Annotated in this window: 17 protein-coding genes and 1 rRNA gene; 10 read left to right on the top strand and 8 right to left on the bottom strand. The window is 68.3% G+C overall.

Annotated features, from left to right (window positions below; translation table 11 throughout):
• Positions 1-29: 29 nt before the first annotated feature.
• Entirely contained in the window at positions 30-650 is a 621-nt protein-coding gene (locus C8K36_RS14515) for a TetR/AcrR family transcriptional regulator (RefSeq protein WP_107985230.1), read from the bottom strand.
• Positions 651-736: 86 nt separating this feature from the next.
• Between C8K36_RS14515 and C8K36_RS14510 the strand changes: the two genes are divergently transcribed.
• The 4 genes from C8K36_RS14510 to C8K36_RS14490 all read left to right on the top strand — a co-directional run bounded on the left by C8K36_RS14510 (position 737) and on the right by C8K36_RS14490 (position 7210).
• Positions 737-2125: a cytochrome P450 gene (locus C8K36_RS14510; RefSeq protein WP_181319562.1), complete on the top strand. Its 1389-nt coding sequence runs from the start codon at positions 737-739 to the stop codon at positions 2123-2125.
• A 403-nt stretch (positions 2126-2528) separates the two neighbouring features.
• On the top strand, positions 2529-4586 hold the full coding sequence (locus C8K36_RS14500; protein ID WP_107985227.1) for an ATP-dependent DNA helicase: 2058 nt from the start codon (positions 2529-2531) through the stop codon (positions 4584-4586).
• Between the two features lie 57 nt (positions 4587-4643).
• On the top strand, positions 4644-5564 hold the full coding sequence (locus tag C8K36_RS14495) for an ABC transporter ATP-binding protein (protein WP_107985226.1): 921 nt from the start codon (positions 4644-4646) through the stop codon (positions 5562-5564).
• Positions 5561-7210 carry an ABC transporter permease gene (locus tag C8K36_RS14490; RefSeq protein ID WP_107985225.1) on the top strand — a complete coding sequence of 550 codons (1650 nt, stop codon included), beginning with the start codon at positions 5561-5563 and terminating at the stop codon, positions 7208-7210. The genes C8K36_RS14495 and C8K36_RS14490 overlap by 4 nt, the downstream gene beginning before the upstream one ends.
• Positions 7211-7232: 22 nt before the next feature.
• On the opposite strand, the gene glgP is transcribed toward C8K36_RS14490, so the two are convergent.
• Complete coding sequence (gene glgP / locus C8K36_RS14485; protein WP_107985224.1) at positions 7233-9833, bottom strand: alpha-glucan family phosphorylase; 2601 nt, start codon at positions 9831-9833, stop codon at positions 7233-7235.
• Between the two features lie 195 nt (positions 9834-10028).
• On the opposite strand from glgP, the gene C8K36_RS14480 reads away from it, so the two are divergent.
• The 3 genes from C8K36_RS14480 to C8K36_RS14470 are packed head-to-tail and all read left to right on the top strand — an operon-like array spanning position 10029 to position 15726.
• Complete coding sequence (locus tag C8K36_RS14480) at positions 10029-12038, top strand: alpha-1,4-glucan--maltose-1-phosphate maltosyltransferase (RefSeq protein WP_107985505.1); 2010 nt, start codon at positions 10029-10031, stop codon at positions 12036-12038.
• The gene (glgB, locus tag C8K36_RS14475) at positions 12035-14230 is read left to right on the top strand and encodes a 1,4-alpha-glucan branching protein GlgB (protein ID WP_107985223.1); all 2196 of its coding nucleotides are present in this window, start codon (positions 12035-12037) and stop codon (positions 14228-14230) included. Before C8K36_RS14480 ends, glgB begins: the two co-directional genes overlap by 4 nt.
• Before the next feature lie 29 nt (positions 14231-14259).
• Complete coding sequence (locus C8K36_RS14470) at positions 14260-15726, top strand: metallopeptidase (RefSeq protein ID WP_420910892.1); 1467 nt, start codon at positions 14260-14262, stop codon at positions 15724-15726.
• Positions 15727-15745: 19 nt separating this feature from the next.
• On the opposite strand, the gene C8K36_RS14465 is transcribed toward C8K36_RS14470, so the two are convergent.
• From C8K36_RS14465 to C8K36_RS14455, 3 genes are all read right to left on the bottom strand, one after another.
• Positions 15746-16657, bottom strand: coding sequence for a tetratricopeptide repeat protein (locus C8K36_RS14465; protein ID WP_107985222.1), 912 nt, complete (start codon positions 16655-16657; stop codon positions 15746-15748).
• Positions 16658-16765: 108 nt separating this feature from the next.
• Positions 16766-17137 (bottom strand): DUF3817 domain-containing protein, encoded by a 372-nt coding sequence (locus C8K36_RS14460; protein ID WP_181319561.1) that lies wholly within the window; start codon positions 17135-17137, stop codon positions 16766-16768.
• A gap of 79 nt (positions 17138-17216) precedes the next feature.
• A complete protein-coding gene (locus C8K36_RS14455) occupies positions 17217-18410 on the bottom strand; it encodes an acetyl-CoA C-acetyltransferase (protein WP_107985221.1) in 1194 nt (397 codons plus the stop codon).
• Between the two features lie 91 nt (positions 18411-18501).
• Here C8K36_RS14455 and mce point away from each other — a divergent pair, with 91 nt between their 5' ends.
• Positions 18502-18981, top strand: coding sequence for a methylmalonyl-CoA epimerase (gene mce / locus C8K36_RS14450; protein ID WP_107985220.1), 480 nt, complete (start codon positions 18502-18504; stop codon positions 18979-18981).
• 98 nt (positions 18982-19079) lie between these two features.
• Positions 19080-20015 (top strand): hypothetical protein, encoded by a 936-nt coding sequence (locus C8K36_RS14445; RefSeq protein ID WP_107985219.1) that lies wholly within the window; start codon positions 19080-19082, stop codon positions 20013-20015.
• Here the strand turns inward: C8K36_RS14445 and C8K36_RS14440 are convergent.
• Both C8K36_RS14440 and nucS read right to left on the bottom strand, forming a co-directional pair.
• Entirely contained in the window at positions 20012-20341 is a 330-nt protein-coding gene (locus C8K36_RS14440) for an ATP/GTP-binding protein (protein ID WP_107985218.1), read from the bottom strand. The two genes, C8K36_RS14445 and C8K36_RS14440, sit on opposite strands and share 4 nt — an antisense overlap.
• A 42-nt stretch (positions 20342-20383) precedes the next feature.
• Positions 20384-21073, bottom strand: a complete 690-nt coding sequence (gene nucS, locus C8K36_RS14435) for an endonuclease NucS (protein WP_107985217.1) — start codon at positions 21071-21073, stop codon at positions 20384-20386.
• Positions 21074-21117: 44 nt separating this feature from the next.
• Between nucS and C8K36_RS14430 the strand changes: the two genes are divergently transcribed.
• Positions 21118-22719: an adenylate/guanylate cyclase domain-containing protein gene (locus tag C8K36_RS14430; RefSeq protein WP_107985216.1), complete on the top strand. Its 1602-nt coding sequence runs from the start codon at positions 21118-21120 to the stop codon at positions 22717-22719.
• A gap of 115 nt (positions 22720-22834) precedes the next feature.
• Here the strand turns inward: C8K36_RS14430 and rrf are convergent.
• A 5S ribosomal RNA gene (rrf, locus tag C8K36_RS14425) occupies positions 22835-22928 on the bottom strand; the annotation flags it as partial.

Here is a 22928-nt window from a genome sequence, read left to right as displayed (position 1 = left end):
CGGATCGCGTCGGAGGCGAGTAGACCGTCTCAGCGATGCGCGGTGGAGGTGAACTGATACGTGGCCGCGTCGACGATCTCGTCCGGGGTGAGGGCGATCTCTTCGTTCAACCATGCGGTGACCAGTTCGGCCAAGCCGCCGACGAACAGCAGCCCGTTGATCTCCCCCTGCAGCGTCGGCCAGGCTCGGTCGCCGTACATCCGGGCTGCCTCGTCCGCGACCATCCGGGCGAAGCCGCGCAGCGCTGCGCGCCTGTCGGTGCGCAAGGGTTCGAAGGCGGCGGATTCGATCAGCGCGAAACGCCCCTTGCGGGGATCGTCGGTGAGAATGGCGACCAGCGATGCGATGGCACTGCGGACCCGCTGCTCCAGGGTGCCGGTGCTCGCGTGCAGCGCCTCCAGTCCGGCCTGACGGACTTCGGCGACTATGCCTTCCAGGACCGTCTGCAGGAGTTCGTCTCTGCTGGTGAAGCTTTCGTAGAAGTATCGCTCCGTCAACTTGGCGTGCGCGCAGATGGCCGTCATGGTGGCGCCGCTCCGTCCGGCGGCCGCGAACAGGTCCAGCCCCGCCTCGAGCAAGCGTTCGCGTCGCTGCGCGGCACGTTGGTCGCCGCTCAGGCCGGCGTACCGGCGCGGGGCAGGAGAAGTCATGGCTCGATGTTGACAGACGCAATCCGTGTGACGCACACTACATCCATTCTGACAGGATGCACTGTCAGATTGAACGGGGGTTCATCGTGTCCAAGTTCCTGGCCGACCCACCTACCCACTCGCTGTTGCGCCCGGTCGCGGGACGAGCGGGCCCGCCGGTGGTCGGGCACGCCCTCGCGTACATTCGGGACCCCCTGGCGTTGATGCAGGAGCAGTGGGACCGTTACGGCGAGGTCTCCTGGTTCTCGATGATCGGCCGGCGCTGGATCGCCGTTCTCGGCCCCGACGCGTGCCAGGAAGTGCTGCAGAACAAGGACCGGGCGTTCGCCAACGGCGACGGCTGGTCGGTGCTGATCGGCCCGTTCTTCCACGGCGGTCTCATGCTTCTCGATTCCGATGGACATCTCCGGCACCGCCGAATCATGCAGCAGGCGTTCACCCGCTCCCGACTCGACAAGTCCGTCGAGGCCCTCAACCCGGCAATCGACGCGGCGCTCGACGAGTGGGCCCCCGCCCCCGGATTCCGCGCCTACACCGCACTGAAGAAGCTCACCCTCGATCTCGCCACCGATATCTTCATGGGCGGTGCGGAGGCATCCACTGAGCACGAAATTTCGTCGGTACAAAAGGCTTTCGTCGACTGCGTCCAGGCCGCGACCTCGGTGATCCGCTACCCGGTCCCGGGGACCCGGTGGAAGCGCGGACTCGACGGCCGCAGGGTCCTCGAGGCCTTCTTCCGCCGATACCTGCCCGCGCGGCGAGAGCGCGAGACCGACGACCTCTTCTCCGTGCTCTGTCACATCGAAGCCGAAGCGGGACAACGCTTCAGCGATGACGAGGTGGTCGACCACATGATCTTCCTGTTGATGGCGGCACACGACACCTCCACGATCACCCTCTCCACGATGATGCAGTACCTGGGCCAGCATCCGCAGTGGCAGGACCGGTGCCGGTCAGAGTCACTCGCGCTGGGAACCTCGGCACCGAGCTATGCCGATCTCGACGGACTCGGCAGCCTCGATCTGGTGATGAAGGAATGCCTGCGGATCGTGTCTCCGGTGCCGGTCATGGCGCGCCGTGCGGTACGCGACACCCAGATCCGGGGGCACTTCGTGCCAGCGGGAACCTATACGGCGGTCGCACCCCATTTCACCCACCACATGACGCAGTACTGGCCCGATCCCGAGCGTTTCGATCCCGAGCGCTTCGCGCCGCACCGACGTGAGGACAAGGTGCACCGATACGCCTGGGAACCGTTCGGCGGCGGTGTCCACAAATGTCTGGGCATGCACTTCGCCGGGGCCGAGATCAAGGCGATCATGCACCACCTCCTCCTGCGTTTCGAGTGGTGCGTCGACGCCGACTACGTCGCCCCGCTCAACTTCACCTCCTTGCCGTTCCCGTCCGACGGGCAACCGGTCGATCTGCGACTTCGCCCCCGTGCGCCCGCGGAGCCGCTGCGTCCGGAGTCGTAGTGCCCGCCGGACGGTGCGGCCGGGAAGTCAGCTGCCGAACGCGGAAGTGAGCAACTCGAGCGATCCGAGGAAGGCGTCGGTCGGCGGTTCGGGGACGGGTGCCGCAGCGACGACCAGTGATACCCCGAGGACGGCATCCGGGCTGGTGCCGTTGCCGGCGGTGACGGTGAAGCGGTCGTCGCCGACGGTCGCCTGAATGCCGGTCAGCTCCCGACTGGCGTGGGGGTTCCCCGAACACCACGGCCTTTCGTGTCACTGTTCGGGCGAAATGCCGGAAATAGGTAGTGCACCCGAAAGGAAACCACAGTCCGGGCAGTATGCGGGGGCATCGCACCCTTCGTCGTCGATCGTGCGGGTGATCCCGGGCCGGGGCTGATGCGACGGCGGGCAGTACCCTGTTCCGGTGCCCCGTGAGCTGCCGAACGTGCCCGATCTCCTCAAGCTCGCGGTCCGCTCCCTCGGCGGCAAGGAACGCCAGAATCAGTTGACGATGGCGTCCGCCGTCGCGCATTCGATCGACACCGGCGAGCACCTCGCGGTGCAGGCCGGCACCGGTACCGGCAAGTCCCTCGCGTACCTCGTCCCCAGCGTCCGGCATGCCGTCCAGTCCGGCCGAACCGTTGTCGTCTCGACCGCGACGATCGCGCTGCAGCGCCAGTTGGTGGATCGCGACATGCCCCGGCTCGCCGAGGCGTTGAAGCCCGCCCTGGGACGCCTTCCCCGGTTCGCGATCCTCAAGGGCCGCGGCAACTACCTGTGCATGAACAAGATCCACACGGGGATGGCGCAGGACGATCCGCCGGAGGCGGAGCTGTTCGACGCGTTCGCGATCTCCCGGCTCGGCCGCGAGGTGCAGCGCCTCACCAAATGGTCGTCGGACACCGAGACCGGTGACCGCGACGATCTCGTGCCCGGCGTGAGCGATCAGTCGTGGCGGCAGGTCAGCGTCAGTGCCCGCGAATGCCTCGGCAAGTCCCGCTGCCCCGTCGGCGAGGACTGCTTCGCCGAGCGCGCCCGCGCGGAGGCCGCGCAGGTCGACGTCGTGGTCACCAACCACGCGATGCTCGCGATCGACGCGATCTCCGGGATCGCGGTCCTCCCGGAGCACGACGTCGTCGTCATCGACGAGGCACACGAACTGGTCGACCGCGTCACCGGCGTCGCGACGGCGGAACTGTCGTCGGCGGCGATCAGTGCCGCCGCGCGCCGCGCCGTCAAGCTCGTCGAGGAGCAGGACGTCGACCGACTGGAGGCGTCCGCCGAGGGGTGGGCGGATCTGCTCGAAGAGCTCGCCGCAGGACGGTGGGACGCACTGCCCGACGGTGTCGGCCTGGCGCTGGCCGCGGTTCGCGACGCCGCGTGGAACGTGCGCACCGCGATCGGTCCGGCCAAGCCGGGCATGGCCGCCGCCGATCCGGAGGCCGCGGCGGCGCGCAACTCCGCGCTGTCGGCGATCGACGAGGTCCACGACAGCGCCGTCCGCGTGCTCACCGCGTTCGACGAGCCCGACCCGGCCAAGCGCAAGGACGTCGTGTGGCTGTCGGTCGACGAGAATCGCGGCAACGTGCGCCGGGTCGTGCGGATGGCCCCGCTGTCGGTGGGTGGGCTGCTCCGCGCGAGCCTGTTCGCGGAGTCGACGGTGGTGCTGACGTCGGCCACCCTCACCGTCGGCGGGTCGTTCGACGGACTCGCGGTGAACTGGGGCCTGCCGCCGGAGTCGCCGTCCCGCAGCGACACCGCGACGGCGACCGGCAAGGAGGCGCCGTCGGATGCCGGTGCGCTGCGCTGGAATTCGCTCGATGTCGGATCGCCGTTCGACCACGCGAAGGCGGGCATCATGTACATCGCCCGGCACCTGCCGCCGCCCGGACGGGACGGCCTGTCCCCCGCGTTCATGGACGAGATTGCAGAACTGGTGACCGCAGCCGGTGGCCGCACTCTGGGCCTGTTCTCGTCGATGCGGGCCGCGAAGGCTGCCGCCGAGGAGATGCGCGAGCGCCTCGACGTGCCGATCCTGTGCCAGGGTGACGACGCGACCGGCACTCTCGTGAAGAAGTTCTCGGAGGACGAGCCGACGACGCTGTTCGGCACGCTGTCGCTGTGGCAGGGCGTCGACGTCCCCGGGCCGTCGCTGAGCCTGGTGATCCTCGACCGCATCCCCTTCCCCCGCCCCGACGATCCGCTGCTCGTGGCGCGTCAGCAGGCGGTGGAGTCGCGCGGCGGCAACGGATTCCTGTCGGTGGCGGCGAACCATGCGGCCCTGCTGCTCGCGCAGGGTGTGGGGCGCCTGCTGCGCAGCGTCGACGACAAGGGGGTGGTGGCGATCCTCGACTCCCGTCTGGCCACCGCCCGCTACGGCGGTTACCTGCGCGCGTCGCTGCCCCCGTTCTGGGAGACGGCGGACCCCCAGGTGGTACGGCAGGCACTGACCCGGATCGCAGCGTCACGCCCGTCGTCCTGACTTTCGGCTGTCCTCGAAACCCGGCCGGGCCGGTGCCGGGCGTCCTATGCTCGGGCGATGGACCCGGTGATCTCGGTTCGCGGACTCACCAAACGCTTCGGTGACGTCCATGCTCTCGACGGCCTCGATCTCGAGGTCGGCCCCGGCGAGGTCCACGGCTTCCTCGGCCCCAACGGTTCCGGCAAGTCCACCACCATCCGGGTGCTGCTCGGCCTGCTGCGCGCGGATGGCGGCGACGTCTCGGTGCTCGGATCCGACCCGTGGCGCGACGCGGTGAGCCTGCACCGACACCTCACGTACGTGCCGGGCGACGTGAACCTGTGGCCGAATCTCACCGGTGGCGAGGCCATCGACCTGTTCGGACGGCTGCGCGGCGGCCTCGACGAGCACCGCCGCCAGGAACTCCTCGAGCGCTTCGAACTCGATCCCACCCGCAAGGGCCGCACCTATTCCAAGGGCAACCGGCAGAAGGTGGCGCTGGTCGCGGCGCTCGCGGCCGACGCGCAACTACTCATCCTGGACGAGCCGACGTCCGGCCTGGATCCGCTGATGGAGGCCGTGTTCCAGCAGTGCATCGGCGAGGCCGCGCGGGACGGGCGCACGATCTTGCTGTCGAGCCACATCCTCGCCGAGGTGGAGTCGCTGTGCGGGGTCGTGACGATCATCCGTGCGGGACGGACCGTGCAGAGTGGAACATTGAAGGAGTTGCGGCACCTCACCCGCACGACGGTCACATCGACCACCCGCCACTCCCCCGACGGCCTCGCAACCGTAGCGGGCGTACACAACGTGAAGCCGCTCGACGATCAGGACAACAGCGTCACGTTCGACGTCGACTCCGATCACATCGACTCGGTGATGACGACACTCGCCGGCCTCGGGATCGTGACGATCACCGCGAACCCGCCGACGCTCGAGGATCTGTTCCTGCGCGAGTACAGCGACGAGTTCGATTCGCTGGGCATCGAGCGGCGATGACGACGCAGGTCGCGGGTGTCGAGCAGGCAGCGCGGCCCGCCGCCGCCGGGGCGGCCGACCCGCTGGCGGGCACGTGGGCGCTCACCCGCCTCGCGCTGCGCGTCGACCGGATCCGCCTGCCCGCGTGGGTGATCGCGGTCGGCGGGTCGACGGTGCTGCTGGCGTCGAGCTATCAGAATCTCTACCCCACGCCGGAGGCCCGGCAGGCGCGCGCCGCGCTCATCGAGTCGCCCGCTGCGACCGCGCTCGCAGGACCGGGATACGGGCTGTCGGACTACACGCTCGGCGCCATGGTCGCCAACGAGATCGCGGGCATGACGATGATCGCGGTCGCGATCATGTCGGTCCTACTGGTGACGCTGCATCTGCGGACCGAGGAGGAGACCGGGCGCGCCGAGATGCTGAGGTCCGGTGTCGTCGGGCGGTTCGCACCGATCACGTCGGGGCTCGCGGTGGTGCTGCTGGCGAATCTGCTGATCGCGGTGGTGCTGGGTGTCGGTCTGACCGCCGTCGGCCTGCCGGTGTTGGGTTCTTGGAATCTCGCGGGGTCGGTGTTCATGGTCGGACTCGTGTTCGGCGCCACCTCGGCCCTGTTCTCACAGGTCACCGAGCATGCCCGCACCGCAAGCGGATTGGGTTTGGTCGCGGTGGCGGTCGCCTACCTGCTGCGGGCGATCGGTGACGTCCGCGCCAAGGAGGACGACAGCATCTGGTCGTGGCTGTCGCCCATCGGTTGGGGGCAGGCCACTCGCGCCTATGTCGACGAACGTTGGTGGCCGCTACTGCTGGGGCTGGCCGCGGTCGTGGTCGGTGTCGTGCTCGCATACGCGGTGGTGGGCCGACGCGACGTCGGCGCCGGTCTCGTCGCGCCGCGCGGCGGCCGGCCCCGTGCGAGCGCTGCGCTCGATGGGATCGCCGCGCTGACGCTGCGAATGCAACGCAACCAGATCGCGGCGTGGGGCATCGGGGTCGCTGCGTTGGCGTTCCCGATCGGTGCGCTGGGCCAGCAGGTCGCCGAGTTCGTCAACCAGGATCCGCGCCTGGCCGGGTTGCTGCCGGGCGGCGAGAGCAACGCCGCGCAGGGCGCGTTCGCGCTGTATCTGGTGTTCCTCGCGATCATGGCGTGCATGTACGCGATGACCGCGATCCAGTCGGCCCGGGGCGAGGAGACGTCGGGCCGGGCCGAGGACGTGCTGGCGAGCCCGGTGTCGCGGTGGCGGTGGCTCGGCGCGCAGCTGGTGGTGATCTCGGTGGCGACATCGCTGATCGTGCTGGCCGCCGGCGCCGCGATGGGAGTCACCGCGGCCGCGACACTGCACGACGGCGGAATGTTCGGTCGGCTCGTCGGCGCCGCCGCGAACTTCCTGCCCGCGACACTGACCGTCATCGCGCTGAGCGCCGCCGTGTACGCGTGGTTCCCCCGAATGCTGGCCGTGGTGTGGGTGTACCTCGGGTACGCGCTCGTGATCGGGATGTTCCTGGAAGTCCTCCCCGACTGGACCGGCTGGGCGTCACCGTTCCACTTCACCCCGAATCTGCCTGCCGACGAGTTCGACATCGTTCCGGTGCTCGTGCTCCTCGTCGTCGCGGCCGCGCTGTACACACTCGCGCTCGTCGGGTTCCGGCGCCGGGACATCCAGTCCTGATATAGGGCTGGAGAAGGTCCCGCTAGACGTACGGTGCCGCGACGAGCCCCAGTTCGGCGTCGGTCGCGAGCAGCCGGTGGTGCGGCAGAACGCGGACGGTGTATCCGACCGATCCCGAGACGGGCAACGGAGTGACGGCTTCGAACACCTCGCCGAGTCCGTCGGTACCGGTGTGCACCATCTGGACCGTCGAGACGTCGGTGAGGTCGTCGTTCGCACCCACCCGGCCGAGCACCGCGTGCACCACCACCTCGTCGGGCGACAGCCCTCCCAGGCGGACGAACGCCCGCAGTGACAGGTCTGCTCCGATCTCCGGATTGTCGGGCAGTCCGGCGCTGTCGACCTGCGCCACCTGCACACCAGGCCATGCCGCCTCCACACGGCGCCGATACTCGGCGATCTCGAGGGCGCCGGCGAAGTTGTCGGGCAACGTGTTCCGGACCGCGATCGCGGCCGGTGCGTAGTACTCGACGGAGTAGTCACGCACCATGCGCGACGCAAGTACCTTGGGCCCGAGGCTCTGCAGGGTGTGCCGCACCATCTCGATCCACCGACCCGGAACGTCGTCCTCGTCGCGGTCGTAGAACCGCGGCAGCACCGACCGCTCGAGCAGCTCGTACAGCGCGGTCGCCTCGAGATCGTCGCGGCGGACCTCGTCGGCGACGCCGTCGGCGGTGGGGATGGCCCAACCGTTCTCGCCGTCGAACATCTCGTCCCACCAGCCGTCGCGGATGGACAGGTTGAGCCCGCCGTTGAGGGCCGACTTCATGCCCGACGTCCCGCACGCCTCGAGCGGGCGCAGCGGGTTGTTGAGCCACACATCGCAGCCCCAGTACAGGTAGCGGGCCATGGAGATGTCGTAGTCGGGCAGGAACACGATGCGGTGCCGCACGTCGTGCTGGTCGGCGAACCGGACCACCTGCTGGATGAGTGCCTTGCCGCCCTCGTCGGCGGGGTGGCTCTTGCCGGCGACCACCAACTGCACCGGCCGTTCCGCGTCCAGCAGCAGCGCCTTCAGCCGCTCGGGGTCGCGCAACATCAGGGTCAGACGCTTGTAGGTGGGGACGCGGCGCGCAAACCCGACGGTCAGGACGTTCGGGTCGAACACCTCGGCGGTCCACCCCAGTTCGGCCTCGGTGGCGCCGCGCTCGAGCCACGACGCTCGGACCCGTCGGCGGACCTCGTCCACCAACTGCGCGCGCAGTGTGTTCCTGGTCGACCACAGCTCGGCCGGATCGATCTCCCGCAGCCGTTCCCAGCCGCGGGCCTCCTCGAGCATGTCCGGCCCGACCAGTCGGCGTGCGAGGTCCATCCACTCGCGAGCCGCCCACGTCGGGGCGTGGACGCCGTTGGTGACCGACCCGATCGGCACCTCGGCGGCGTCGAATCCCGGCCACAGCGACTCGAACATCTCGCGGCTCACCTCGCCGTGCAGCTTCGAGACCCCGTTGGCGCGCTGGCCGAGGCGCAACCCCATGTGCGCCATGTTGAACGTGCCCGGGTCGTTCTCGGCGCCCAGCGCCAGGATCCGGTCGACGGCCAGTCCCGGCAGCAGCGTGGACTCGCGCTCCCCCTCGTTGCCGCCGAAGTAGCGGCGCACCAGATCGGCCGGGAACCGGTCGATGCCGGCCGGCACCGGAGTGTGGGTGGTGAACACGGTGCCCGCGCGCACCGCCGCCAGCGCGGTGTCGAACCCCAGTCCGGCGCCGCTGACCAGCTCACGGATGCGCTCGAGACCGAGGAACCCCGCATGTCCCTCGTTCATGTGGAACACCTCGGGGTCCGCAAGACCGTGTGCGCGCGTGTAGGCACGCACCGCCCGGACGCCACCGATCCCGGCGAGGATCTCCTGCTTGATGCGATGGTCCTGATCGCCGCCGTACAGCCGATCGGTCACCGCCCGCAGTTCGGGCTCGTTCTCCGCGATGTCGGAGTCGAGCAGCAGCAGCGGGACCCGACCTACCTGCGCGATCCACACCCGCGCCCGCAGGACCCGGCCGCCGGGCATCGCGACGTGCACCAGGACCGGTGCGCCGGGGCCCCCGTCACCCGCGTTCTCGGTGAGCAATCGCAACGGCAAGCCCTGCGGATCGTGTGCCGGGTAGTGCTCGGCCTGCCAGCCGTCCGCGGTGAGGGATTGCCGGAAGTAGCCGGAGCGATACAGCAGTCCGACGCCGATCAGCGGCAGGCCCAGATCCGACGCCGCCTTGAGATGGTCGCCCGCGAGGATGCCGAGTCCACCGGAGTAGTTCGGGAGCACCTCGGTGACGCCGAACTCCATCGAGAAGTAGGCGATTCCGGTCGCGAGTGCGGCGCCCCTGTCCTGCTGATCCTGGTACCAGCGCGGGCGTGTCACGTAATGGTCGAGGTCCGCGGCCGCGCCGTCCAGATCGGCCAGGAACGTGGGGTCGACCGCCAGTTCGTCGAGCCGGTAGGGATCGACCTCACCGAGCATGCGGACCGGGTCGTGGCGCACCGCCACCCACAATTCGGGGTCGATCGATGCGAAGAGGTCCTGCGTCGGCGGATGCCAGGACCAGCGCAGGTTGGTCGACAACGGACCCAGCGCCGCGAGACGCTCGGGCAGATGGGCTCGGACGGTGAAACGACGCAGGGCTTTCACGCCGCGAACACTACCCATGTTCGGGGCCGGTGACCTGCCGAGTCGTGGGACCTGACGCACCATGGGCCGTGGGACCTGGCGCACCATGGACGGATGACTATCCCCGCGCTACCCGACCCGCTGAACTACCGTTGATTGATCAGCGTCGACACCCTCGGCCCTGACCCGGACAGTCGGAACCCGAACGGAGTACGCGTGCCAGGTCGCCTCGCCATCGATGACGTGCTGCCCTCGATCGAGGGCGGCCGATTCCCGGCCAAGGCCGTGGTCGGCGAGGTGTTCCCGGTGTCCGCGACGGTGTGGCGCGAGGGCCACGACGCCGTCTCCGCGACCCTTGTCGTCGAGGGACCCCGCGGCGCCGCCGAAAGGCTGTGCCTTCGCATGCATCCCGGGCCGACGCTCGATGCGTTCCACGCGACGTTCGCGCCGTCGAGTGTCGGAACGTGGACGTATCGGATCGATGCGTGGGGCGATCCGATCCAGACGTGGCGCAGCGCCGTCGAGGCGAAGCTCGCCGTCGGGCAGGGCCCCGCGGAGCTCGCGAACGACCTGGAGCTGGGCGCACGACTCTTCGAACGCGCCGCCGAGGGCGCCGAGTCCTCCCACCACGATCGGCTGCTCGCGGTCGCGGCCGCGCTGCGGTCGGATCGGCAACTACCGGTGCGCGTGGCACCGGCCTTCTCGACGGAGATCGCCGAGGCGCTTCGAATCCGCCCGCTGCGGGAACTCGTGACGTCGTCACGCACCTACGACGTCGTCGTCGATCGACGCCGGGCGCTGTTCGGATCGTGGTACGAGTTCTTCCCCCGTTCGACGGGTGGCTGGGACGAGCACGGTGCGCCCCGGCACGGCACTTTCGCGACCGCCGCCGAGGATCTGCCACGGATTGCCGCGATGGGCTTCGACGTCGTGTACCTGCCGCCGATCCATCCGATCGGCGAGGTGAACCGCAAGGGCCCCAACAACTCCCTGACGGCCGGCCCGGAAGATGTGGGTTCACCGTGGGCTATCGGATCTGCCGACGGCGGCCACGACGCGATCCATCCGGACCTCGGCACCGAAGCCGATTTCGAGGTTTTCGTCGCCGACGCCGCCCGCCTCGGGCTCGAGGTGGCGCTCGACCTCGCGCTGCAGTGCGCTCCCGATCACCCCTGGCCGAGTACGCACCCCGAGTGGTTCACCGAACTGCCCGACGGCACCATCGCGTACGCGGAGAACCCGCCCAAGAAGTACCAGGACATCTACCCGCTCAACTTCGACCACGACCCGGACGGCCTGCACAGCGAGGTCCTGCGCGTCGTCCTGCACTGGGTTCGACTGGGCGTCAAGATCTTCCGGGTCGACAACCCGCACACCAAGCCGCCAGATTTGTGGGAATGGCTCATCGCGGCGGTCAAGCGATCCGACCCGGACGTGTTGTTCCTGGCGGAGGCCTTCACCCGCCCGGCCCGGCTGTACGGGCTGGCGAAACGCGGCTTCACGCAGTCGTACACGTACTTCACGTGGCGGGTGAACAAGTGGGAACTCACCGAATTCGGCACCGAGATCGCAGCCAAGGCCGACGAGGCCCGCCCCAACCTGTTCGTCAACACGCCGGACATCCTGCACGAGAGCCTGCAGCACGGCGGGCCGGGCATGTTCGCGGTGCGGGCGGCGCTCGCCGCGACCCTCTCGCCCACCTGGGGCGTGTACTCGGGATACGAACTGTTCGAGCATGTCGCCGTGCGCCCGGGCAGTGAGGAGTATCTCGACTCGGAGAAGTACCAACTGCGTCCGCGCGACTTCGCCGGTGCGCGCTCGCGGGGCGAATCGCTCGAGCCGTGGATCGCGACGCTCAACCGGATCCGCCGTGCTCACCCGGCCCTGCAGCAGTTGCGGAACCTGCACTTCCACCACGTCGACAACGACGCCCTCATCGCGTACTCGAAATTCGACCCGGTGACCGGCGACGCCGTGCTGATCGTGGTGAACCTCGACTCCTTCGGGGCCCGGCAAGGATTCGTCTCCCTCGACATGCCGGCGATCGGACGCGACTGGCACGATCACCTCACCGTCCACGACAAGGTCAGCGGCGAGCAGTACGAGTGGGGGCAGCACAACTTCGTCCGGCTCGAGCCGTGGCGTGCATGCGCCCACGTCCTGGCGCTGCCGCCGATTCCGCTCGAGGCCCGCCGACGCCTCGCCGACCGGGCACACAACCCGTGACGACCCCGGACGCGGTGTGCCCGCCCGACCCCCACGACCTGACGCTGCTCGCGCAGGGCACCCATCACGATCCGCACTCGGTACTCGGCGCACACGCTCGCGCCGACGGCACCGTGATCCGCGCCCTGCGCCCGGGCGCGGAGTCGGTGTCGGTGCGGATCGACGGCCGGGACCACCCACTGCACCACGTCGCGCACGACGTCTTCAGCGCGTTCCTTCCGGTCCCGGACCTCGTCGACTATCGCCTGGTGGTCACGTACCCCGGCGACCACGTCGCCGTCACCGCCGACGGCTACCGCTTCCTACCCACCCTCGGCGAACTGGACCTGCACCTGTTCGGCGAGGGCCGGCACGAACGCCTGTGGGACGTCCTCGGAGCGCACCCGCGGACGTACGAGACCCCGGACGGCGTCGTGCAGGGGACGTCGTTCGCGGTGTGGGCGCCGGCCGCACGCGGTGTGACGGTGCTGGGCCAGTTCGATCTGTGGGGCGGACGGACGTTCCCTCTGCGGGTCCTCGGCGGTACCGGAGTCTGGGAGGTGTTCGTCCCCGATGTCGGCCCCGGCGAGATGTACAAGTTCCGGATCCACGGCCACGACGGTAGCGTCCGCGACAAGGCCGACCCGATGGCGTTCGCGACCGAGGCCCCACCCGCCACCGCCTCGATCGTCGCGGTGTCGGCGTACCGGTGGACCGATCACGAATGGATGTCGGCGCGAACGGGACTCGAACCGAACCGTGAACCGATGAGCGTCTACGAGGTACACCTGGGTTCCTGGCGACCCGGCCTGAGCTACACCGAACTGGCCGACGAGCTGAGCGCGTACCTCATCGAGACGGGGTTCACCCACGTCGAACTGTTGCCGGTCGCCGAACATCCGTACGGCGGTTCGTGGGGATACCAGGTGACGTCGTACTACGCCCCCACGGCGCGATTCGGTTCGCCCGACGACTTCCGCTACTTCGTCGATCGGCTGCACCTCGCCGGCATCGGCGTCATCGTCGACTGGGTGCCCGCGCACTTCCCGAAGGACGAGTGGGCGCTCGCGCGATTCGACGGCACTCCCCTGTACGAACACGCCGACCCGCAACGCGGCGAACAACTCGACTGGGGCACCTATGTTTTCGACTTCGGTCGGCGCGAAGTCCGCAACTTCCTCGTCGCGAACGCGTTGTTCTGGTTCGACGAGTTCCACGTCGACGGGCTGCGCGTCGACGCCGTCGCCTCGATGCTCTACCTCGACTACTCGCGGGCACCCGGCCAGTGGACGCCCAATGTGCACGGCGGGCGGGAGAACCTCGAGGCGGTCGCCTTCCTGCAGGAGATGAACGCGACCGTGCACAAACTGAACCGGGGTGTCGTCACGATCGCCGAGGAATCGACGGCGTGGCCCGGCGTCACTCGGGGCACGAGCGTCGGCGGCCTGGGGTTCACGATGAAGTGGAACATGGGCTGGATGCACGACACGCTCGGCTATCTGCAACGCGACCCCATCCACCGCAGCTTCCACCACCACGAGATCACCTTCTCGCTGATGTACGCGTGGAGCGAGCACTACTTGCTCCCGATCAGCCATGACGAGGTGGTTCACGGCAAGGGCACGTTGTGGTCCCGCATGCCCGGCGACGACGGAACGAAGGCCGCGAGCGTTCGGGCACTGCTCGCCTATCTGTGGGCACACCCCGGCAAGCAATTGCTCTTCATGGGCCAGGAATTCGGCCAGAGCAGCGAATGGTCCGAGGAGCACGGGCTGGACTGGCCCGAGCTCGAGGATCCCGCGACCGGCGACCTGCATCGGGGCATCCACGCGCTGGTGTGCGATCTCAACGCCAAGTACCGCGCCACGCCCGCGCTGTGGTCGCTCGACACCTCCCCGGGCGGCTACTCGTGGATCGACGCGAACGACACCGAGAACAACGTGCTCAGCTTCCTCCGGTACGGCAGCGACGGTTCGATCGTCGCGTGCCTGTTCAACTTTTCGGGTTCGCCTCACACCGATTACCGCGTGGGCTTGCCCGAGACCGGAACCTGGTCTGAGATCCTGAACACCGACGCAGTGGACTTTCGTGGATCCGGGCTCGGCAATCTGGGTGCGGTGACCGCCACGGAACGCTCGTGGCACGGCCGCCCGGCGTCGGTGGTGGTGACACTGCCGGCGAGTTCGGCGATCTGGTTGGAACTGGAACGGTGAGGGGAACTCTCGGTGACTGGGCTGGATCGGTGAGGACGCGATCGCAACGGGCGAGCACCGCGAGGACCCTGCTCACGGTCCTGATCTCGGCGACGTTGGCGGCAACCGCCTGCGCGACGACAACCGACGGCCACGCCGTGTCCATCTACGACGACCCGTTCACCGTCGCGGGTCTTCCGGCGACGGGGGGCCCGAGCGGCCCCCGCGACGGAGTGCCCGACGCCCAGATCGCCGTGTCGGGCACCGACGGCAGCGACGTCGACGCCCTCGCGGCCAACGCGATCGCCGACATCGAGGACTACTGGGCTGTCGAATACCCGAACGTCTTCAAGGGCACATTCGCACCGGTGTCGGAATTGCTGTCGTGGGATCCGGACGGTCCCGGCGGAATCCGGTTCTGCGGAATGGACACGGCAGACCTGGTCAATGCCGCGTACTGCATCAAGCAGGACACGATCGGCTGGGATCGCGCCTACCTGCTGCCGAGCCTCATCGAGGCGTTCGGCCCCATGTCCGTCGTGATGGTCCTCGCCCACGAGTACGGCCACGCGATCCAGCACAAGGCCGGGCTCGTCGGCGACGACGATCCGGGAATCGTGGTGGAGCAACAGGCGGACTGCTTCGCGGGCGCGTTCGTCCGGCACGTCGCCGAGAACGGGGCACCACACTTCACCCTCAACACGTCGGACGGCCTCAATTCCGTCCTCGCCGCGACAGTCTCGGTCCGCGACGCGGCCCCCAACGATCCCGATTCGATCCACGGTTCCGCCTTCGAGCGGGTCACCGCGACCCAGATCGGGTTCACCGACGGCGCTGGGGCCTGCACACGAATCGACGCGGACGAGGTCACCTCGCGGCGGGCGAGCCTCCCGCAACGATTCGACGGCAGGAACGACGACGGCGAACTCCCCGTGACGAAGGAATCCCTCACCGCGCTGTTCGACTCGTTCGGTTCGGTGTTCGCGCTCGACGATCCGCCGAAACTCGATCTGAACGGCACCGACACCACCTGCGCCGACGCTGCCACCACCCAGCCCGTCGCATACTGCCCGTCGACCGACACGATCAGTGTGGACGTCGCGGCGCTCGCAGCGCGCGGACGCCCCTCGACGGCTACCGGCAGCGTCGATCCGCTCCTCAGCGTCGACGTCACGGGCGACTACAGCGCGTACGTCCTGGTCGCGTCGCGGTACACGCTCGCGGTGCAGAAGGCCGCCGGCCAATCCATCACTGGCCCGCAGGCCGCGTTGCGGGCCGCCTGCCTGTCCGGTTCGGTGACCGCGGCGCTCAGCCCCGACGGTTCGACCACCGGCGCCGAACGCCGAATCTGGTTGTCGGCGGGCGATCTCGACGAAGCGATCTCCGGACTACTGTCCGACGGCCTCGCCGCGAGCGACGTCGACGGCGACACCGTGCCCAGCGGCTTCTCCCGGGTCGACGCGTTCCGCACCGGCGTTCTCGGCGGGCAGAAGGCGTGCGACGGACGGTACCGCTGACGACTCGGCGGCGCAGCCCTCAGTAGAGAGCTGACGCCAGCTTTCGCCGCGCCGCGATGACGACGGGTTCTGCCGGATCGAACAGCTCGAACAACTCGAGCAGACGCGTCCGAACTGTCGTCCGGTCGTCGCCGAACGTGCGCTTGACCAGCGAGACGAGTCGGTCGAACGCGGCTTCCGGCCGCTGCGAATACAGCTCGGCATCGGCGGCCGCGAACTGCGCATCGATCGAATCCGGCTGCGCGTCGGCAACGTCGACGACGTCGTCCGGCAGGTCCTGCACGCGGCCGAGGAAGCGAACCTGACGCAACGCGGCCTGTGCCTGCTGGTTGCCCGGCTCGGAATTGAGAATGAGGTTGTAAGCCGCCTCGGCGCCCTCGAAGTCTCCGTCGTCGAGCGCGTTCTCCGCCGCTACGAAGCGGGGGTCCTCGGGTTCGGGTTCGGGTTCGCCGTCACCTGACGGCGGACCGGCCAGCTTGCCTGCGACCGCTTCCTGCAACGCTGCGATCCACTGCCGCAACTGCGGCTCCGGCTGCGCGCCCGCGAAGTCGGCCAGTGGACGTCCCGCGGCGATCGCGACGACCGTCGGCACGGACTGCACACCGAATGCCTGAGCGATGCCCGGATTCGCATCGACGTCGATCTTCGCGAGCACCCAGTTGCCACCGCCCTCGTGGGCGAGCTTCTCGAGCAACGGCGACAGCTGCTTGCACGGTTCACACCACGTGGCCCACAGATCCACGATGACCAGAACCTCGTTGGATCGCTCGAGGACCTCGGCCTGGAACGTCGCCTCGGTGACGTCGATGACGGGCGCCAGCCCGGTGGCGTTCACGGGGGCGGCTGCGCCGTCGGACGGCGGACCGGTGGACGCGCTCGGCGATGCCGGAGCACGGTCCTTCAAACCGGACAGATCAACGGCTCCGGACATGGCCGCTGCGATATTGGGGGACGGACGGGAACCAGGTCGAGTCACCGCTCAAGTGTGTCACGAGTGACGGGCGGGCAGCCATTCCGACCCGTCACTCGAAAAGTGCCGTCAGGCCGCGACGCGCTCCGTCTTCTGCGTAGCGCCCGTCGACAGCTCGCCGAGGCGGCCGTTGCGCGCGGCCCACATCTCGAACCAGATCGTCATGAACGGCGGGATGCTCGACACCATCGCGAGGGCGAACGTCGCGAAGTTCCACTTCAGTGCCCGCGCGGTGAACAGCGTCACGATCACGTAGATCACGAAGATCGCGCCGTGGAAGGGTCCGAAGATCTTGACGCCGATCTCGGGGCCCTCCTCCGGGAGGTACTTGAATGCCATTCCGATCAACAGACCGGCCCAACTGATTGCTTCCAGAACGGCCACGAAACGGAAACGCTTGGGCCACGAGCTGAGATCGAAGAAGTTCGCCATGGTCGCCATTGTGCCCGAGAAACTACGACACCCCGTAGTTGAGACTCGTCACAGTCTCGACCACGAGGTGTCGTCGAGGAGTAGTGGCCTACTTCTTCGGGACCCGCACGATCAGCGCGTCGCCCTGGCCGCCACCGCCGCAGAGAGCGGCCGCGCCGACACCGCCACCACGTCGCTGCAGCTCGAGGACCAGATGCAGGGTGATGCGTGCACCGGACATGCCGAGCGGGTGGCCGATCGCGATGGCGCCACCATTGACGTTGACCTTGGCCGGGTCGAGGCCCAGCTCACCGGTCGACGCGATACCCACGGCGGCGAACGCCTCGTTGATCTCGACGACGTCCAGATCCTTCGGGTCGATGCCCTCGCGCTCGCAGGCGCGAGCGATCGCGCGCGCGGGCTGGGACTGCAGCGTCGAGTCCGGGCCGGCGACGACGCCGTGCGCACCGATCTCGGCGATCCACTCGAGACCCAGCTCCTCGGCCTTCGTCCTGCTCATCACGACGACGGCGGCGGCACCGTCGGAGATCTGCGACGCAGTACCGGCCGTGATCGAGCCGTCCTTCGCGAATGCCGGACGCAGCTTGGCCAGCGATTCGGCGGTGGTGTCGGCGCGGATGCCCTCGTCCTCGGCGACGACGATCGGCTCACCGCGGCGCTGCGGAATGGTGACCGGCACGACCTCGTCGGCGAAGAGGCCGTCCTTCCAGGCGCGGGCCGCGTTCTGGTGCGAGGCGGACGCGAACGCGTCCTGGGCCTCACGCGTGATGCGCTGGTCGTCGTCCTGGTTGCGCTGCTCGGTGAGGTTGCCCATCGGCTGGTCGGAGAAGATGTCGTGCAGGCCGTCGTAGGCCATGTGGTCGCGCAGCGTGACGTCGCCGTACTTGAAGCCCTCACGGCTCTTCTCGAGCATGTGTGGGGCCCGGGACATGGACTCCTGGCCGCCGGCCACGACGATCTCGAACTCGCCGGCACGGATTAACTGGTCGGCCAGCGCGATGGCGTCGATACCCGACAGGCACACCTTGTTGATCGTGAGCGCGGGGACGCTCATCGGGATACCCGCGGCGACGGCAGCCTGACGCGCCGGCATCTGTCCCGCACCGGCGGTGAGGACCTGTCCCATGATCACGTAGTCGACCTGATCGGGCGCGACACCGGACTTCTCCAGGGCGCCCTTGATCGCTACACCGCCGAGGTCGGACCCGGAAAGGTCCTTCAGGGATCCCAGCAGTCGTCCGACGGGGGTACGAGCCCCGGCAACGATGACAGAAGTGGTCAAGATTCCTCCAGCGGTCGATCTTGGTCCGGGCAGCGGCCTCAGCCCCCGGCCCGGCGCGAACAGTTCAAACGGTAGCGCTACCGTCTGATACATGACATCTTCCGCCCCCAGCCCCGCCCCGAGTGGACTGACCTCCGAGCTCGTGACCGCGATCGACCACGTCGGTATCGCGGTTCCTGATCTCGACGCCGCCATCGCCTGGTACGGCAACCACCTCGGCATGGTCTCCCTCCACGAGGAGGTCAACGAGGAGCAGGGCGTCCGCGAGGCAATGCTCGGATACCCGGGCCAGGCTGCCGGCGCCCCCGCCATCCAGCTCCTCGCCCCGTTGAACGAGAACTCGACGATCGCGAAGTTCATCGACCGCAGCGGCCCCGGCCTGCAGCAGCTCGCGTTCCGCGTCACCGACATCGACGCGATCAGCACCCAGCTGCGCGCCGACGGCGTCCGCCTGCTGTACGACGCACCGCGCCGCGGTACGGCGGACTCACGTATCAACTTCATTCACCCGAAGGACGGTGGCGGCGTCCTCATCGAGCTCGTCGAGCCGGCCGCGGACGGCGGACACTGACCGGGATTCCCGGATGCCTCCGCGGGGTGGGCCCGGTGTGACGATCCCGGTCCCACTCCGCGGGCACACCGCCTGTCGTCCCCGGTAGATTGGCGGGCATGGCCTACGACCGCGGCATGCCGTTCACCATCGTCCGCAAGGGATACGACAAGGACGAGGTTCGGCGTTACTTCGACCGTTTCGACACCGAGTTGCGCCTCATGGCGACGGATCGCGACGCCGCGGCCGCGCAGGCCCGCGAACTGGCCAATCAGCTCGAGGACGCACGCGACGAGATCGACGAACTCCGGCGCGACGTAGATCGGCTCTCGGTCCCGCCCACTACTGCGGAGGGCATGAGCGAGCGCATCTCCCGCATGCTCCGCCTGGCTTCCGACGAGGCCTCGGAGGTCCGCGCCAAGGCCGAAGCCGAAGCTGCCGAGATGATCTCGGTCGCCGAACAGGAGAGCGCACGGCTTCGCGAGCTCTACGAGACGAAGACCGAGGAACTCGAGAAGCGCCGTGAGGTGCTCGAACGCGAGCACGAGCAGACCATGCAGGCCGCCCGGGCCGAGGCCAAGCGGATCGTCCAGGCAGCGCAGGCCGAGAGCGACCGCCTCACCGCGGAGGCCGAGGCCAAGCGCATCCAGGTCCAGCAGGACTTCGAGATCACGATGTCGGAGCGTCGCGCCAAGGCTATCGCCGAGATCGAAGAACGCGAGGCGAACAGCAAGGCGGACGCCCAACGGCGCCTCACCGATGCGAGCCAGGAAGCCGCCCGCCGCCTGCAGGTCGCTACCGAGCAATCCGAGCGCAAGATCGCCCACGCCAAGGAACTCGCCGAGGAGCTGCGCGTGCTGCGCGGCCGGATCCTCGCTCAGCTGTTGGGCATTCGCGGCCAGCTGGATTCGGTTCCGGCAATGTTGGCCTCCGTCAACCGCGAGTCCGAAATGCTCGACAATGTCGCGGCACCCGAACTCGATACCGACAACGGTGCCGCTGTCGAGTCCAATGGAGGCGGGGAGGTCCCTGCCGGCGCTCCCGCAACCAGCTAGGACCAGCGGCGGGTCAGCCCGCGCGTCCCGCGTCCCGACCAACACCCGGTGTGCCAGTGCCGACGGTCGTCGGCACCACCGCGGTCGGTCGGCCACGCGACCACATGAGCCACGCCCGGACGCACCTCTTGGTCGCACCCGGGACACCGATAGCTCTTGGTGGCGCGGGCACCGGGGATCTGCCGCACCATGAATCGTTCGTCGCCATATCCGGCAGGACCGGATTCCTCGCGTGCCAGCGCATCGCCGAACAGACCGCCGCGACTCTCCCCCGTCGATCCTCCGGATCGGCGCTGGGACTTGCGGGGCTGGTTATGACGCGGCACCGCACCAGTCTAGGTGTCGCCGCGCGCGCTGAGCGACGACGATCAGAACAGACGGAACTCGGTACTCTCGGTTCCTCGCAGTGCCTCGTAATCGAGTACGAGGCACCGGATTCCGCGGTCGGTCGCCAGAGTCTTGGCCTGCGGCTTGATCTGCTGAGCGGCGAACACGCCACTGACCGGTGCCAGCAACGGATCCCGATTGAGCAGTTCCAGGTAGCGCGTCAGCTGTTCGACGCCGTCGATCTCACCACGGCGCTTGATCTCCACCGCGACCGTGGCACCGTCCGCGTCGCGACACAGCAGATCGACCGGGCCGATCGCGGTCATGTACTCGCGGCGAATCAGGCTGTAACCGTCACCAAGAGTCCCGACGTGCTCTGCCAGCAACTCCTGTAGGTGCGCCTCGACGCCGTCCTTGACCAGTCCGGGATCGATGCCGAGTTCGTGGCTCGAATCGTGCTCGATCTCCTCGATCGTGATCCGAAGTTCCTCGCCGCCCTTGTTGGTGACGATCCACAACTGCTGCTCCGCGCCGTCCGACGATTCACCGTCGGTGGTCTCGGACAGCCAACACGGAGGGCTCATCCAGTTCAACGGCTTGTACGCCCGGTCGTCGGCGTGAATGCTCACCGAGCCGTCCGCCTTGATGAGGAGCAGTCGACGCGCCATCGGAAGATGGGAGGTCAGACGACCGACGTAGTCGACACGGCAACGAGCAATTACGAGACGCACTCCGCCCACCCTAGTGGATGGATTCGGACTACTCTCGAACGACCATGGACCCGCGCCGATCCGCCTCCACCCCACTCGGATCCCGTCTGCTCGGAACGCCTTCCGAGACTCCGCGTATCCGGCGCATCCGGGTCCAGACCCTGCTGACGACGTCACTTGTCGGCGCGAACCTCATCGGCGCAGCGGTAGTGGCGATACTCGTCACGTACGTCGTACCGGGGCCGGAGATGCTTTCCGACGAATTCCGATTCCTCAACTTCATCGTCGTCCCGATCTATCTCGCCGTCGCCCTCCTCATCGGCACGATCATGGGCACGCGGCGTGCCCTGCACAGCCTCGAATGGATGATGCAGGACCGCACACCGACTCGCCGCGAACAGTTGACGGCACTGACGATGCCCTGGCGGCTGACGAAGATGCAGATCGGTCAGTGGACGATCGCGCTCGTCATCCTCACGGCGGCCTACGGGCTGGTCGACCCGGAGGCCGTGCCGAAGGTCGCATTCACGATCGCATTCGGCGGAATCACCATCTGCGCTTTCAGTCACGTGTTCAGTGAATTCGCGCTTCGTCCCGCGGCCGCCCGAGCGCTCGAGGTGGGGACCCGCCCCGACGTGAGGCTCGGCGGCGTCGTCGGACGAACGCTGCTCGCGTGGGTTCTCGGCACGGGTGTCCCCATGACCGGACTCATGATCGTCGCGGTCTTCAGCTACTTCAACCGCGCCACGACGCGGGAGCAACTGATTGTGGCGATCGTCGGCCTCGGCGCAATCACCCTGTTTTTCGGCCTACTCCTCATCCTTCTCTCCGCGCGCGCCACAGTCGCGCCGATCCGCGCCGTCAAGACCGGCATGAGCCTGATCGAGGAGGGCGATCTCGACGCCTCGGTCGTCGTCTACGACGGCACGGAACTCGGTGAACTTCAGTCCGGCTTCAATCGAATGGCCGACGGTCTCCGCGAGCGCGAACGCATCCGCGATCTTTTCGGACGGCACGTGGGCCACGATGTCGCCGCGGCTGCGCTCGTCGAACCGCCGCAGCTCGGCGGTGAAGAGCGTGAGGTCGCCATATTCTTCGTCGATCTCGTGGGATCCACGGAGCTCGCCGCGACTCGACCGCCTACCGAGGTCGTCGACCTCCTGAACCGGTTCTTCGAAGTGGTCGTCGACGAGGTCGATCGCCATGGTGGATTCGTCAACAAGTTCGAGGGTGACGCGGCGCTGGCGATCTTCGGCGCACCCCGTGACATGGACGACGCTGCAGGGCAGGCGCTGGCGGCCGCTCGCACGATCCGACGCCGCCTCGCCGTCGAGGTTCCCGACTGCCGCGCCGCAATCGGAGTGGCAGCGGGGACAGCCGTGGCCGGCAACGTCGGCGCCCGCGAACGCTTCGAGTACACCGTCATCGGCGATCCAGTGAACGAGGCGGCCCGACTCTCGGAGGTCGCCAAGGGCGATCCGGGGCTCCTGCTCGCGTCACTTCCGACGGTCGAACGTGCCGGCACCGCTGAAGCCGAATTCTGGGCCGCGGGTGGGGAAGTCAACCTGCGCGGTCGAGCGGCACCCACCCGACTCGCTCATCCCATCGATCGCGTACATCAGAGTGGACCGCGGGACGCGATCTCGTCACTCCCGAGCCTCGGCTGAGCGCCCCATTCGCCACCGCATTCAGTGAGGTCGCCGGCTCATACAACAAGAGGAAATTGATACGGAAATGCCGAAGGCCCCCACCCTGACGGGTGGGGGCCTTCGGTTGAAAGGTGTTCGGCGGTGTCCTACTCTCCCACACCCTGTCGAGTGCAGTACCATCGGCGCTGGAGGGCTTAGCTTCCGGGTTCGGAATGAGACCGGGCGTT

Origin of the sequence: Rhodococcus sp. OK519 (genome assembly GCF_003051005.1) — a bacterium.
Taxonomy (GTDB): domain Bacteria; phylum Actinomycetota; class Actinomycetes; order Mycobacteriales; family Mycobacteriaceae; genus Prescottella.
This window is presented reverse-complemented; position numbering and strand designations above follow the sequence as displayed.

Excerpts from the sequence above, each read along its gene's own strand:
- C8K36_RS14515 (WP_107985230.1), bottom strand. The coding sequence starts at position 650 with ATGACTTCTCCTGCCCCGCGCCGGTACGCCGGCCTGAGCGGCGACCAA.
- C8K36_RS14495 (WP_107985226.1), top strand. The coding sequence starts at position 4,644 with ATGGACCCGGTGATCTCGGTTCGCGGACTCACCAAACGCTTCGGTGAC.
- C8K36_RS14490 (WP_107985225.1), top strand. The coding sequence starts at position 5,561 with ATGACGACGCAGGTCGCGGGTGTCGAGCAGGCAGCGCGGCCCGCCGCC.
- C8K36_RS14465 (WP_107985222.1), bottom strand. The coding sequence starts at position 16,657 with ATGTCCGGAGCCGTTGATCTGTCCGGTTTGAAGGACCGTGCTCCGGCA.
- C8K36_RS14460 (WP_181319561.1), bottom strand. The coding sequence starts at position 17,137 with ATGGCGACCATGGCGAACTTCTTCGATCTCAGCTCGTGGCCCAAGCGT.
- mce (WP_107985220.1), top strand. The coding sequence starts at position 18,502 with ATGACATCTTCCGCCCCCAGCCCCGCCCCGAGTGGACTGACCTCCGAG.
- C8K36_RS14445 (WP_107985219.1), top strand. The coding sequence starts at position 19,080 with ATGGCCTACGACCGCGGCATGCCGTTCACCATCGTCCGCAAGGGATAC.
- C8K36_RS14430 (WP_107985216.1), top strand. The coding sequence starts at position 21,118 with ATGGACCCGCGCCGATCCGCCTCCACCCCACTCGGATCCCGTCTGCTC.